Source organism: Candidatus Magnetaquiglobus chichijimensis, from assembly GCF_045865675.1.
Taxonomy (GTDB): Bacteria; Pseudomonadota; Magnetococcia; order Magnetococcales; family Magnetaquicoccaceae; genus Magnetaquiglobus; species Magnetaquiglobus chichijimensis.
Window position 1 is genome coordinate 2,168,388 of sequence record NZ_BAAFGK010000004.1, and the last position, 13,653, is coordinate 2,182,040.

Consider the following 13,653-nt stretch of genomic DNA (forward strand, 5'->3'; position numbering starts at 1 on the left):
TTAATGTCATCTCTCCTCCTTCCCAGGGGAGAGAGGCAATTCTTCGTGTCGCCAGGGAGTCAGTTTCTCATGTCGCCTGACAGCTTTGCGGCGTCCTTTCGGGATAAAAACCACATGGTATTTGCACTCCCGCCGGGAGTAGTTTAGGATCTCTGCCTGGTCCATCGGGATTCTCCTTTATCGTGTCCTTGGCGCTCACGGTTTTGGAGTGTCCTGGTGGACTCCCTGAAATGTCAAACTTTTACTGTCACCCCCGGCAAAGCCTTTGTTTACCCATTTTAATTATCATCCGTAAAAATCTACTATTTTACGCTCAAGAATCGTCACCACCAAGTACTCTAAGGTCCAGTTGCCATGGAATATTATGCTCATATCAATTCTGGTTCTCAAAAAAAAGAGTCTCTCTATCACGGTCCAGATAGTCATCTTGCTATAACCGCACGCTTGTCTGCCCGCTTTGCGCAAGAGATGATCCCCCCCCAAGCCGCAGAACTGATCAGACTGGCCGTGGACGGCGCGAACCTACTCGGCTGGTGGCACGATTTGGGAAAAGGGTCACGGAAATTTCAGGATTATCTTCTGTCTCATCTGGAAGATGCCCACGCCCTGGAGTGGAAAGGAAAGGTCGATCATTCCACGGCAGGCGCTCAACATGCAGCCAAAACCATTCCCGGATTCGGCACACTGCTCGCCTTTGCCATTGCCGGACATCACAACGGTTTGCCGAATTGGAACGGCACCGGCGAATCGGTCCTGAAACAGCGCCTGCAAAAAGCGGTCGAACCCTGGGAAGAGGCGATCCCGACAAAGTTGCTGTTGGCACCCGGATTCCCCAGACTCATCTCGTTGCCACCAGACAAATTCGCTTGCGCCTTTTTCACCCGCATGCTCTTTTCCTGCCTCACGGATGGGGATTTTCTGGCCACCGAGGGGTTCATGAATCCGGATCAGTCCACCGCTCGGGAAAAGGGCTTTCCGGGAATGGCCTCTCTGGCAGAGCATCTCGACGCCCACCTGAGCGCAAGATTTTCTGCTCCGCACACACCGGTGCAGCACCACCGTGCCGAAATTTTGCAGGCCTGTCTCCAGGCGACTGGCCTGGAACCCGGATTCTTTTCGCTCAATGTCCCCACCGGGGGTGGCAAGACCCTCTCCGCGCTCGCCTTCGCCTTGCATCATGCGGCTCGCCACGGATTGCGCCGGGTGATCTGCGCCATTCCTTTCACCAGCATCATCGAACAAAACGCCGAGGTCTATCGGGAGATTTTCAATCCTTTGGGGGAGGGTATCATCCTGGAACATCATGCCAATCTCGATCACGACGATCTAAAAGTGCTCAGCGCCCGTCTGGCCACGGAAAACTGGGATGCGCCGATCATCGTCACCACCAATGTGCAACTCTTCGAGACCCTGTTTGCTCATCGTCCGAGTCGTTGCCGAAAACTGCACCGCATAGCCCGTTCGGTGATCGTTCTGGATGAGGCGCAGGCTCTGCCGGTCTCTCTGCTGAAACCGTGTCTGGCGGCACTCGAAGAGTTGGTGCAACGCTACGGCTGCACCGTGGTTTTATCCACGGCCACCCAACCGGCGCTGGAGCAACGTGCCAATTTCCCTATCGGGCTGACCGGGGTGCGACCGATCATCCCCGATGCCCAACGCCTGCATGCCGCGCTCAAACGGGTAACCGTGGAGATGACGGGAACGCTCACCCTGGAAGAACTCGCGCTCCAGTTGGCTGCCCTGGAACGGGTTCTGGTGATCGTCAACACCCGGCGTCATGCCCGTGAACTCTACGAGACCCTGGCCAGGCACACCGATGCGTCATCCTGTTTCCACTTGAGCGCTCTGATGACTCCGGCGCATCGCCTGACGGTCTTGTCCGAAATCCGTGACCGTTTGCACGATCCTTGGCAGAGCTGTCGCGTGGTGGCGACCCAACTGGTGGAAGCGGGCGTGGATGTGGATTTTCCCGTGGTCTACCGCGCCATGGCCGGACTCGATGCCCTGGCCCAGGCCGCCGGACGCTGCAATCGGGAGGGCACACTGCCCCAACCCGGCATCATCCGCCTGTTTACCCCCGCAGAACCCCAATTTCTGCCCAAAAACGCCCTGGGACAGGCCGCCACGACAGCCCGGGAGGTGCTCGCCCTGCCCGAGCACCGCGCGGAGGGCCTCTCCCTTGCTGCCATCGACCACTATTTCCGTCTGCACTATTGGCAGCATGGCGCGGAGACCGGACAGGGTTGGGATGTGGAGGGTGTGATGGCATGTTTCGAGTTCGGTAATCGAAAGGAGCCGTTTTTGTTCCAGTTCCGGGAGGCTGCCGAAAAATTCCGCCTGATCGAAGAGAGCCAGGAAGCGGTGATCATCCCCTGGAAGGATGCCAAGGCACAAGCGGTGATCGACGCCCTGCGTGCCATGCACCATCCGCACCCCGGTTTTCTCGCGCACGCTTCCAGAGTTCTGCAACGCCATGTCGTGACCATCTATCCGCGCGAGTTGGAATGGCTCTCCCGCTCCAACGCCATCGAAATCCTGCACGAACGCTTTCGTGTTCTGTTGAATCCAGAAGAGCACTACTCACCCAAAACCGGCCTGACCGTGAACCGGGAAGGCTGGTGTGATCCAGCCAAACTGATCCTCTGACCTTTTCAGATCCCAAGGAGAACAACATGCCATGAGCCATGGAATCCGACTGCACGTATGGGGCGAATACGCCTGCTGGACCCGTCCGGAGATGAAAGCCGAGCGGGTCTCTTATGATGTCATGACCCCTTCGGGTGCGCGGGGCATCCTGGAGGCGATCTACTGGAAACCGCAAATGCGCTGGGTGATCGACCGCATCCGGGTATTGGCCCCGATCCGCTTTGCCAACATCCGCCGCAACGAGGTGGATCTGCCCAAGATTTCCGTCACCGCCAAGGCCATGCAGGGACTGGAATCCGGTCCATCCATCCATGCCGAGGAGAACAGGCAACAGCGTGCCACCCTGCTGTTGACCAACGTGGTCTACGGCATCGAGGCGCACATCGAGATTCTGGATGCCCAGGAGAAAAATGGTACCACCCTGAGCGAACCGGTGGCCAAACATCTCGACCAGTTCAACCGCCGGGTGCGGGATGGCGCCTGTTTTCACCGTCCCTATCTGGGATGCCGGGAGTTCCCGGCCTATTTCGCACCCGTCGATGCCGCAGGGTTCCCTCCCGTCCCGGATGAGCTTAAAGGGGAGCGCCAGCTTGGTTTCATGCTCGACGACCTGGAGCATGTCGGGCATCCCGGCAGCACGCCGCGTCCGCACCGTTGCGACGCGCGTTGCCAGCCCCGGTTCTTCCGCGCCCGCATGCTGGATGGCATGGTGGATGTGGCCGCCTGTCGGAAAGAGAGACAGGAGGTGTTCGGATCATGATCCTGCAATCCCTTTATGCCCTTTATGATCGTCTGGCCTGCGATCCGGACTACGGCATCGCCGCACCTGGCTACAGCCCCCAGAATGTCTCGTTCTCCGTGGTCCTGACCCCCTCGGGGGAGCTGTTCCACTTCGCGGACGAACAGGTGGATCAGATCATCCCGGCCACCGGTGGCAAGAAAAAAACCGTCCGCAGACCCAAATCCCTGCGTCTGCCCGGACAATCCAAACCGACTGGACAAGGGATCAATCCCTGTTTTTTGTGGGACAACACCAAATACATGCTGGGATTCGATCCCAAGGACAGCAAACCGGAACGAACGCTCCTGTCTTTTCAGGCCTTTCGTCAGAAACACCTGGAGTTGGAAAACCAAATCAACGAACCGGCCTTTTCCGCCGTGTGTCGCTTCCTGGAAACCTGGTCCCCGGAACAGGCGCCCGATCACCCCGTGCTGGTCGAACAGAGTGCCGGTTTCGGAGTTTTCCGAATCCAGGGGGAAGGTGGGTATGTCCATGAGCATCCCCGCATCCGTCAATGGTGGCAGAATCTGGGAGAACAAACCAACTCGACCTCTGGAAAACTGGGCCTGTGCCTGATCAGCGGAACCCTTGACCATCCGATTGCCAGGATCCATGAACCTAAAATCAAGGGGGTCCAGAATCGGAATGCACAATCCACGGGCGCATTGATGGTGTCTTTCAATTGCGCTGCTTTTGAGTCGTATGGAAAAGAGCAGAGCTACAACGCTCCGGTCTCGGAGATGGCCACCTTCCGCTACTGCACCGCCCTCAACACCCTTTTGAACGGGACAAAACGGGACAGGCACCGCATCCGGCTGGACAACGACACGGTGATTTTCTGGACCGAAAAACGAACCGACGCGGAAGAGGGCATTGCCATGTTGTTTGCCGGAGGCCTGAACGAATCCACCGATTCCGTTCAGGAGAGTCAGGATCCGGCAACACTCGAACATGTACGACTCTTCATGCAGGCCGTGCGGGAGGGGAGTCACTGTCTGCAAGAGGATCCAGAAACCCCGTTTTACATTCTGGGGCTCTCCCCGAATGCCGGAAGGATCTCGGTGCGCTTCTGGCACGTCTCCACGCTGGACCATTTCGTGGATCGCCTGCACGACCATTTCGCGGCCATCGACATCGTGCGTCCGCCCAAGGGCAGGGAGTTCCCGCCGGTCTGGATGCTGCTCAAGGAGAGCACCCGCGATGGCAAGGATGTGGCCCCACTGCTGGAAGGGGCGCTGATGCGCGCCATTCTGAATGGCACCCCCTATCCCGATGCCTTGGCGGCGGCAGTGATCCGCCGCATCCGCGCCGATCGGGACGACAGACAACACCCCAATCGACAAATCAATTATCTGCGTGCCGGTCTGCTCAAAGCCTGGCTCAACCGCTCACCCCGTTGGAAAGGAGAGATCACCGTGACTCTGGATACCACCCGCCCGGATCCGGCCTATCGCCTGGGTCGTCTGTTCGCTGCCTTGGAAAAGACCCAGGAAGAGGCCCTGCCCGGCATCAACGCCACCATCCGGGACCGTTTTTATGGCGCCGCCTCTGCGACGCCCGGCTCGGTCTTTCCGCGCCTGTTGCGCACCTATCAACACCATCTGAGTAAAATTTCCGTCGGTGCCAAGGTGAACCGGGAAAAAAGCGTTCAGGAGATCATGAGCGCCGTGACCGATATTCCCGCCACGCTCTCCCTGGAAGAACAAGGACTCTTTGCCATCGGCTATTACCACCAGCGCCAGGATTTCTTCACGGCCAAAGGTGATACCAAAATCGATTCCAATCCATAATCCAGCCTGAAAGAAGGAATGATTACCATGAACCATCGTTATGATTTCGTCTATCTGTTTGATGTCAAGGACGGCAATCCGAATGGCGACCCGGATGCCGGCAATCTGCCACGCATCGATGCCGAGACCAGTCATGGCTTGGTCACCGATGTCTGTCTCAAACGCAAGATCCGCAATTATGTGCAACTGCGTCATCTGGAGCAGCAGACGCACGATGTGGGAGTGACCGGCGCGGGATATGACATCTATGTTCGCGAGAAGGCAATTTTGAATCAACAACATGACCGCGCCCATGCAGCGCTGGGGATCACCCAGGATGGCAAGGATGGCAAACGCAAGGGCAGCGGAGAGCAGGTGGATGCGGCACGCAGATGGATGTGCCGCAATTTTTACGATGTGCGCGCCTTTGGAGCGGTCATGACCACGGGAACCAACTGCGGTCAAGTGCGTGGACCGATCCAATTCACCTTTGGCCGCAGCAGCGATCCGGTCATCGCCGCCGAACACAGCATCACCCGCATGGCAGTCACCACCGAGGAAGAGGCCAAAAAACAGGATGGGGACAACCGGACCATGGGACGGAAATTCACCATCCCCTATGGACTGTACCGTACCCACGGTTTCGTCAGCGCGCCCCTGGCGCAACAGACCGGATTTTCGGAGGAGGATCTGGAACTGCTCTGGCAATCCCTGGAGAACATGTTTGAACACGACCGCTCCGCCAGTCGAGGCGAGATGGTGGCGCGCGCGCTGTTGATCTTCCGCCATGACAGCGCCCTGGGGGATGCTCCGGCCCATACCCTGTTCGAGCGGGTCGGCGTCAGGCTGCTCCAGCCCGGGAAACCGGCGCGCGCCTTCACGGATTATGAGATCACCTTCGATGGCAAGCCGCTGGAAAGCGTCTTGGCTCCCGGCGGAACGATGGAACAGGTAGCTAAAGGGGTTGCCCTGATCCGGCGGGTGTAGTCTTTCAGCAGCGAGGCGGCACCGATGAATCCAGAACGCCGTTATGCCCCTTTGTCGGCATTGCAACATTTTGTCTATTGCGAGCGGCAATGCGCCTTGATCCACCTGGAGCAGGTCTGGATCAACAACCGTCTGACCGCCGAAGGCAACCTGCTGCATGAAAAGGTCCACGAAACCTCTGGAGAGAACAGACCGGGAATCCGTCTGGTCCGAGGTCTGTCCGTGGTCTCCGAGACTCTGGGGGTGATCGGGCAGTGTGATCTGGTGGAGTTTCTGTCCTCGCGCAAACGGCATCCAAATGCTGCGGAGAGATGGGATGCGGTGCGGCCCGTGGAATACAAACGCGGCCGCCCCAAATCCCATGCAGCCGATCTGGTGCAGTTGTGCGCCCAGGCGATCTGTCTGGAAGAGATGCTTGGCATTCCGATCACCGAGGGCGCCCTGTTTTATGGCGAACCCCGCCGACGTACCGAAGTGCCCTTCACCCTGGAGTTGCGCGATACCACGATTCAGGCCGCGCAAGCCCTGCATGCGCTTCTGGAGCGTGGCGTAACGCCTGCCGCGCTCTATCGCGCCAGTCTGTGTCGTGGTTGTTCACTGCTGCAGATCTGCCTGCCACGTCGCCGTGAGACGCCTGCTCAGGTCGGCAACTGGTTCCGGGATACGCTGAACCAACTCCTGATGGAGCGTTGAACCATGCAACAACATCTCAATACCCTGTTCGTGACCCTGGAAGGGGCTTGGTTGCGCAAGCAGGGGGAAACCGTGGAGGTGCGGGTGGAGGGCGAAACCCGCTTGAGGATCCCTCTGCACAATCTGGATGGCATCGTCTGTCTGGGCTGGGATATCGGAGCGTCCGCCCAGTTGATGGCCGCATGTGCCGAAGGTGGGGTGACGTTGTCTTTCTGCACGCCGCATGGCCATTTTCTGGCGGCAGCAACCGGGTTTGCTCCGGGCAATGTCTTGTTGCGGCGGGAGCAGTATCGTCGTGCAGACCTGGACGCTCCCTCGTTGGAAATCGCAAAACACTGCGTGGCCGCCAAAATCGCCAACTGCCGCAGCGTATTGCAACGAACACGACGGGACCGACCCGATGGCGATCATGTGGATGGTTTATCCAAGGCCGTGGACGAATTGGCCAGAGCCTTGCGCGGTGTCTCTCTGGCCAAGAGTGCGGATACCCTGCGTGGCGAAGAGGGCCATGCAGCCCACTGCTATTTCAATGCATTCGGACACATGCTGTCTGGAGGGGATCCCGCCATTCAATTCTCCGGACGCAACCGCCGTCCACCCCTGGATCCGGTCAATGCCCTGTTATCGTTTCTTTATGCCTTGTTGGCCCATGATTGCCGTTCCGCTCTCGAAGCCACCGGTCTGGATGCGGCGGTCGGTTTTTTTCATCGGGATCGCCCCGGACGTCCCTCCTTGGCCTTGGATTTGATGGAAGAGTTCCGTCCGGTATTGGCCGATCGTCTGGCCTTGAGTCTGATCAACCGCAAACAGGTGAATGCCGAGGATTTTGAGCAGCGCGAAAACGGCGCGGTTCTGCTCCGTGAAGAGTCCCGGAAAAAAGTCTTGGTGGCGTGGCAAGAACGCAAAAAGGAAACGTTGACACACCCATTCCTGAACGAAAAAACCACTTACGGACTATTGCCACACCTCCAGGCCAGACTGCTGGCGCGTCATTTGCGAGGCGATCTGGATGCCTATCCGGCCTTCTTGTGGCGTTGAGGATTAAACCATGTATGTTCTCGTCGCTTATGATGTGTCCACGGTGCATGCAGCAGGCCGCCGACGTTTGAGACGTGTCGCCAAGGCGTGTCTTGACTATGGACAGCGGGTCCAAAATTCGGTATTTGAATGCAAAGTCGATCCAGCCCAATTCACCCAATTCAAACACAGGTTGCTGGAGATCATGGATCCGACCGAGGACAGCATTCGGTTTTATAATCTGGGTGCCGAGTGGCATCACCGCGTGGAACACTACGGCATCAAGGTGTCCTATGATATCGATGGCCCATTAATCGTCTGATGCTCCAGCCAACGCCAGTGCCACCAAACGCCCCACGCGAAACCCAAGCGCACAGAGTGGCGTTTCAACAAGAAAAACAAATGAAAACTGTTTGATATCATATTATTATTGTAGAATTCCCCGGTTCCGTCATTCAACATTCAAACCCATTCATCTGGAGGTTCGCGTAACGACCAATAAAAAATATTTAATATCAAAATGTTGTATTGCAGCAGCCCCCCACGCGGGGGCGCGGATTGAAACTTATGCCAATCGTCAAGAGATCCGGTGTTAAGGTGTCGCCCCCCACGCGGGGGCGCGGATTGAAACTTCAGTTGTTGCATTTTTTGCAACAGCTGATTGGTCGCCCCCCACGCGGGGGCGCGGATTGAAACTCTTGCGCGCCAACCGGGACCGGCAATGATCCGAGTCGCCCCCCACGCGGGGGCGCGGATTGAAACCTAACGCCGCTTCAATGAAAATCCTGCGCCTCGTCGCCCCCCACGCGGGGGCGCGGATTGAAACTCCGGGAGCAATCCTGAGAACCCCTTGCAGGGTGGTCGCCCCCCACGCGGGGGCGCGGATTGAAACATTAGCTAACCAAACCGACAGATCAGAGGAGTAACGTCGCCCCCCACGCGGGGGCGCGGATTGAAACTCTTGACCGCCCGGTCAACAATCAAGGAGCCTGGGTCGCCCCCCACGCGGGGGCGCGGATTGAAACGGCCAGATCTTTTGTAAGCGCATAAGAAGGGACGTCGCCCCCCACGCGGGGGCGCGGATTGAAACAAGGCACAGACCAACTTGCACACCTTGCCTGCGGGTCGCCCCCCACGCGGGGGCGCGGATTGAAACCCGGCATCATCCATTACCAGCACACCGGCGGCCACGTCGCCCCCCACGCGGGGGCGCGGATTGAAACTGTGCTCCTTTTGCAGCTTGTCAAGTCACCACGGTCGCCCCCCACGCGGGGGCGCGGATTGAAACCCTATACCAACACCTATTAATAGCGCGCCGATAGTCGCCCCCCACGCGGGGGCGCGGATTGAAACCCCTTTCTGCCGCCCCCACGATCTTGATAGGACGTCGCCCCCCACGCGGGGGCGCGGATTGAAACCCCGTGGTGGCAAAGACGGGCCGCAGCGCGGTGGTCGCCCCCCACGCGGGGGCGCGGATTGAAACGTCTTGCCGAGGTGCGAAAGTAACTTCCGCCATGTCGCCCCCCACGCGGGGGCGCGGATTGAAACCGGAACGGTTTTACGATCGCACCCTGGAGACGTAGTCGCCCCCCACGCGGGGGCGCGGATTGAAACTGATACTCGACGAGATTGGCATTCAGGGCGGCACGGTCGCCCCCCACGCGGGGGCGCGGATTGAAACAGAAACGCCCCGTGGAGCGCGGCATTGTTGAGCTTGTCGCCCCCCACGCGGGGGCGCGGATTGAAACTCCGCGGTGAGAACCTGCAAGGTAGCTTTGAAAGGTCGCCCCCCACGCGGGGGCGCGGATTGAAACTAGGTCCATCTCATCCCACCGCGCGCCGCATGGTCGCCCCCCACGCGGGGGCGCGGATTGAAACATAAACGGTCAAGCTGTTTGTGGTCATGGCCTATCGTCGCCCCCCACGCGGGGGCGCGGATTGAAACCGCGCTGGTCTTGCTCGACCCGAACCACCAGTTGTCGCCCCCCACGCGGGGGCGCGGATTGAAACGGGGGGATGGACGCCCCGGTGGAAATCACGATGGGTCGCCCCCCACGCGGGGGCGCGGATTGAAACATTGTGACAATGCCGCTTTTGCGGACTATGACGGTCGCCCCCCACGCGGGGGCGCGGATTGAAACATCTTGCTTGTTATCAGACGTCAAACGGAGCGTCGCCCCCCACGCGGGGGTGCGGATTGAAACCTTGTACAACCCTCTGGGCGCGAGCTTCAGCGGTCGCCCCCCACGCGGGGGCGCGGATTGAAACTGCTTACGGAGCGCGTTGACCACATCGCGCATGGTCGCCCCCCACGCGGGGGCGCGGATTGAAACATGCGGGAACCCTTGAACGACTCGGAATTTTCCGGTCGCCCCCCACGCGGGGGCGCGGATTGAAACACTAATCCGTTTTAAGGATGATGCTGCGAATATGTCGCCCCCCACGCGGGGGCGCGGATTGAAACTACCATCCATGTCGGCGCGTCTATCATCCGCCAGTCGCCCCCCACGCGGGGGCGCGGATTGAAACAGACTCTCCCGCAGCAATGTACTCAACACTAGGGTCGCCCCCCACGCGGGGGCGCGGATTGAAACCCCGTGGTGGCAAAGACTGGCCGCAGCGCGGTGGTCGCCCCCCACGCGGGGGCGCGGATTGAAACGCGTGGATGGCAGGGTTTCAAGGCGGAATGGGTGTCGCCCCCCACGCGGGGGCGCGGATTGAAACCTTGTAAGGGCCCTTGGCGTTGCGCGCGATCAGGTCGCCCCCCACGCGGGGGCGCGGATTGAAACATTGTCTCAACCCTCCCGACCCGTGACTAGTAACGTCGCCCCCCACGCGGGGGCGCGGATTGAAACACCAACACCTACTACGACGCCGCTTTGGAGCAGTAGTCGCCCCCCACGCGGGGGCGCGGATTGAAACATCATTAAAACGGTGGTGGACTTCGGGATGGCGGTCGCCCCCCACGCGGGGGCGCGGATTGAAACGTCTGCCGTCGCCTCTCTGGGGCGACGGCAGGGGTCGCCCCCCACGCGGGGGCGCGGATTGAAACAAATACTTACAACCAAAACCACACCCTGCGACCGTCGCCCCCCACGCGGGGGCGCGGATTGAAACTTGCGCGTACCGGAGTAGAACACCATCATCAACGTCGCCCCCCACGCGGGGGCGCGGATTGAAACCAGTGCCGACGACCTTCAGCCCGCAGAGTTTCAAAGTCGCCCCCCACGCGGGGGCGCGGATTGAAACATATAAAGTTCAATCGCGTCCCAGATGGTCAAACGTCGCCCCCCACGCGGGGGCGCGGATTGAAACCTCCGGATTCGCGGTTACCATCGCCAACGGCCGTCGCCCCCCACGCGGGGGCGCGGATTGAAACTTTGTGTCCGCCGGGAACGGAACCATCTCAATCGTCGCCCCCCACGCGGGGGCGCGGATTGAAACAACCACTGAACCGAAAGGGACGAACCGATGGAAGTCGCCCCCCACGCGGGGGCGCGGATTGAAACTCACGAAGTTGCTCGACAATAGGCGCCCAATGCGCGGTCGCCCCCCACGCGGGGGCGCGGATTGAAACTGTATCCCATATCAATCTCGCAGACATATTCCAAGTCGCCCCCCACGCGGGGGCGCGGATTGAAACTATGAAGGTCTCAGGCATGCTCCGTATCTCTGGTCGCCCCCCACGCGGGGGCGCGGATTGAAACCTCGGTACTCCCATCGGTCTTGTCGCCGACATGGAGTCGCCCCCCACGCGGGGGCGCGGATTGAAACTTTCACCCGCTCCCACACCGCTTGGCGTGTTGATGTCGCCCCCCACGCGGGGGCGCGGATTGAAACATGCCAACCACGGACTTGCCGACCTTGGCCCGGTCGCCCCCCACGCGGGGGCGCGGATTGAAACCTGGCCCGGATCGCGAAAAAATATGACGCCGTGGTCGCCCCCCACGCGGGGGCGCGGATTGAAACTACGAGGACTACGAAGGGATGTTGTGCGTTACAGGTCGCCCCCCACGCGGGGGCGCGGATTGAAACACCGTCTTTAAAACGGACTTGCAAATCCGCCTCCGGTCGCCCCCCACGCGGGGGCGCGGATTGAAACTGTGACTTGTAATACTCACACCATGGGAATCGCGGTCGCCCCCCACGCGGGGGCGCGGATTGAAACCGGTCACCCGGGAGAAATCCCGAATCGCCGCGTCGCCCCCCACGCGGGGGCGCGGATTGAAACGACACGATGTTGTATAGATAACTGACGTTAAACGTCGCCCCCCACGCGGGGGCGCGGATTGAAACAATATCCAGGTAGCAGCGTCTATCATCCGCCAGATGGTCGCCCCCCACGCGGGGGCGCGGATTGAAACCTGCGGCGGGTACACGCCGACGCCCGTGTACAAGGGTCGCCCCCCACGCGGGGGCGCGGATTGAAACTTTTGAAATCTCTCACCCACACCCAGGGATTTTCGTCGCCCCCCACGCGGGGGCGCGGATTGAAACCACATCGTGCCGTCCGGCAACCGCACATCACCGAGTCGCCCCCCACGCGGGGGCGCGGATTGAAACACCGGTCTCCGCGTCTGGGTCTTGCGACCAGCCGGTCGCCCCCCACGCGGGGGCGCGGATTGAAACAACAGGCGCTTCAGGGCGTCACAGGCGGGAAGAGTCGCCCCCCACGCGGGGGCGCGGATTGAAACGAACGGATCGCTCGTGCATGGCTGATCGAGAAGGGGTCGCCCCCCACGCGGGGGCGCGGATTGAAACACCCTGGTCACAGCGTATACCAGACCGTCTCCTTGTCGCCCCCCACGCGGGGGCGCGGATTGAAACGCCCTGCCGTCGATCCAGAGAGGCGACGGCAGAGTCGCCCCCCACGCGGGGGCGCGGATTGAAACTTTGATGTGGGATGCTGAAGAGATCAAAGCGAAAGTGTCGCCCCCCACGCGGGGGCGCGGATTGAAACGCCGTGTTTGTACACCGTCGCGCCATGCTCAACGCGTCGCCCCCACGCGGGGGCGCGGATTGAAACCTGCTCCCGGATTTGATGTGCATGATGTCATGTGTCGCCCCCCACGCGGGGGCGCGGATTGAAACTTGGAAGCCACCATGGTGTTGATCGGCACCGACGGTCGCCCCCCACGCGGGGGCGCGGATTGAAACAGTCAAGAGGGGGTTTTCCTGCGCGGAAGGGCTGTCGCCCCCCACGCGGGGGCGCGGATTGAAACCAGCCCTGGCGATTAGACCGGTACTGCCGCGGACCGTCGCCCCCCACGCGGGGGCGCGGATTGAAACCTTGGCACTTGCGTATCGCGCCAAGGTCGCAAAGTCGCCCCCCACGCGGGGGCGCGGATTGAAACGCTGACCGTTGCCATGTCAACGCCACAAAATGTGGGTCGCCCCCCACGCGGGGGCGCGGATTGAAACGCCCTGCCGTCGCTCCAGAGAGGCGACGGCAGAGTCGCCCCCCACGCGGGGGCGCGGATTGAAACTTTGATGTGGGATGCTGAAGAGATCAAAGCGAAAGTGTCGCCCCCCACGCGGGGGCGCGGATTGAAACGCTGATAATGCCAAGGTGCCAGCTGGCAGGCGTCGAGTCGCCCCCCACGCGGGGGCGCGGATTGAAACTGGGATCATGATTTCGCCATGCTTAAAGACCGTGTCGCCCCCCACGCGGGGGCGCGGATTGAAACCTTTGCGTTTTTCGCTTGCAATCGTCATAACGTGTCGTCGCCCCCCACGCGGGGGCGCGGATTGAAACGAGAG

General features: G+C 60.6%; 7 protein-coding genes, 1 pseudogene and 1 CRISPR repeat array (1 of these 9 cut by a window edge). Of the genes and pseudogenes, 7 read left to right on the forward strand and 1 reads right to left on the reverse strand.

Annotation, left to right across the window (positions count from 1 at the left end; translation table 11 throughout):
- Positions 1–69: 69 nt before the first annotated feature.
- Positions 70–165 (reverse strand): annotated as a pseudogene (locus tag ACOY6C_RS13500) (IS200/IS605 family transposase); the annotation flags it as partial.
- 189 nt (positions 166–354) lie between these two features.
- Between ACOY6C_RS13500 and cas3 the strand changes: the two are divergent.
- The 7 genes from cas3 to cas2 are packed head-to-tail and all read left to right on the forward strand — an operon-like array spanning position 355 to position 8,215.
- Positions 355–2,646, forward strand: a complete 2,292-nt coding sequence (cas3, locus tag ACOY6C_RS13505; protein ID WP_420905993.1) for a CRISPR-associated helicase Cas3' — start codon at positions 355–357, stop codon at positions 2,644–2,646.
- Positions 2,647–2,677: 31 nt separating this feature from the next.
- Positions 2,678–3,406 carry a type I-C CRISPR-associated protein Cas5c gene (gene cas5c, locus ACOY6C_RS13510; protein ID WP_420905994.1) on the forward strand — a complete coding sequence of 243 codons (729 nt, stop codon included), beginning with the start codon at positions 2,678–2,680 and terminating at the stop codon, positions 3,404–3,406.
- A complete protein-coding gene (gene cas8c / locus ACOY6C_RS13515; RefSeq protein WP_420905995.1) occupies positions 3,403–5,217 on the forward strand; it encodes a type I-C CRISPR-associated protein Cas8c/Csd1 in 1,815 nt (604 codons plus the stop codon). The genes cas5c and cas8c overlap by 4 nt, the downstream gene beginning before the upstream one ends.
- Positions 5,218–5,238: 21 nt before the next feature.
- Entirely contained in the window at positions 5,239–6,183 is a 945-nt protein-coding gene (gene cas7c, locus ACOY6C_RS13520) for a type I-C CRISPR-associated protein Cas7/Csd2 (protein ID WP_420906124.1), read from the forward strand.
- A 24-nt stretch (positions 6,184–6,207) separates the two neighbouring features.
- Entirely contained in the window at positions 6,208–6,876 is a 669-nt protein-coding gene (cas4, locus tag ACOY6C_RS13525) for a CRISPR-associated protein Cas4 (RefSeq protein WP_420905996.1), read from the forward strand.
- Between the two features lie 3 nt (positions 6,877–6,879).
- Positions 6,880–7,914 carry a type I-C CRISPR-associated endonuclease Cas1c gene (gene cas1c / locus ACOY6C_RS13530; RefSeq protein WP_420905997.1) on the forward strand — a complete coding sequence of 345 codons (1,035 nt, stop codon included), beginning with the start codon at positions 6,880–6,882 and terminating at the stop codon, positions 7,912–7,914.
- 10 nt (positions 7,915–7,924) lie between these two features.
- On the forward strand, positions 7,925–8,215 hold the full coding sequence (gene cas2, locus ACOY6C_RS13535; protein WP_420905998.1) for a CRISPR-associated endonuclease Cas2: 291 nt from the start codon (positions 7,925–7,927) through the stop codon (positions 8,213–8,215).
- Between the two features lie 211 nt (positions 8,216–8,426).
- Positions 8,427–13,653: a CRISPR direct-repeat array (repeat unit 32 nt; unit sequence GTCGCCCCCCACGCGGGGGCGCGGATTGAAAC) (it continues 4,914 nt past the right edge of the window).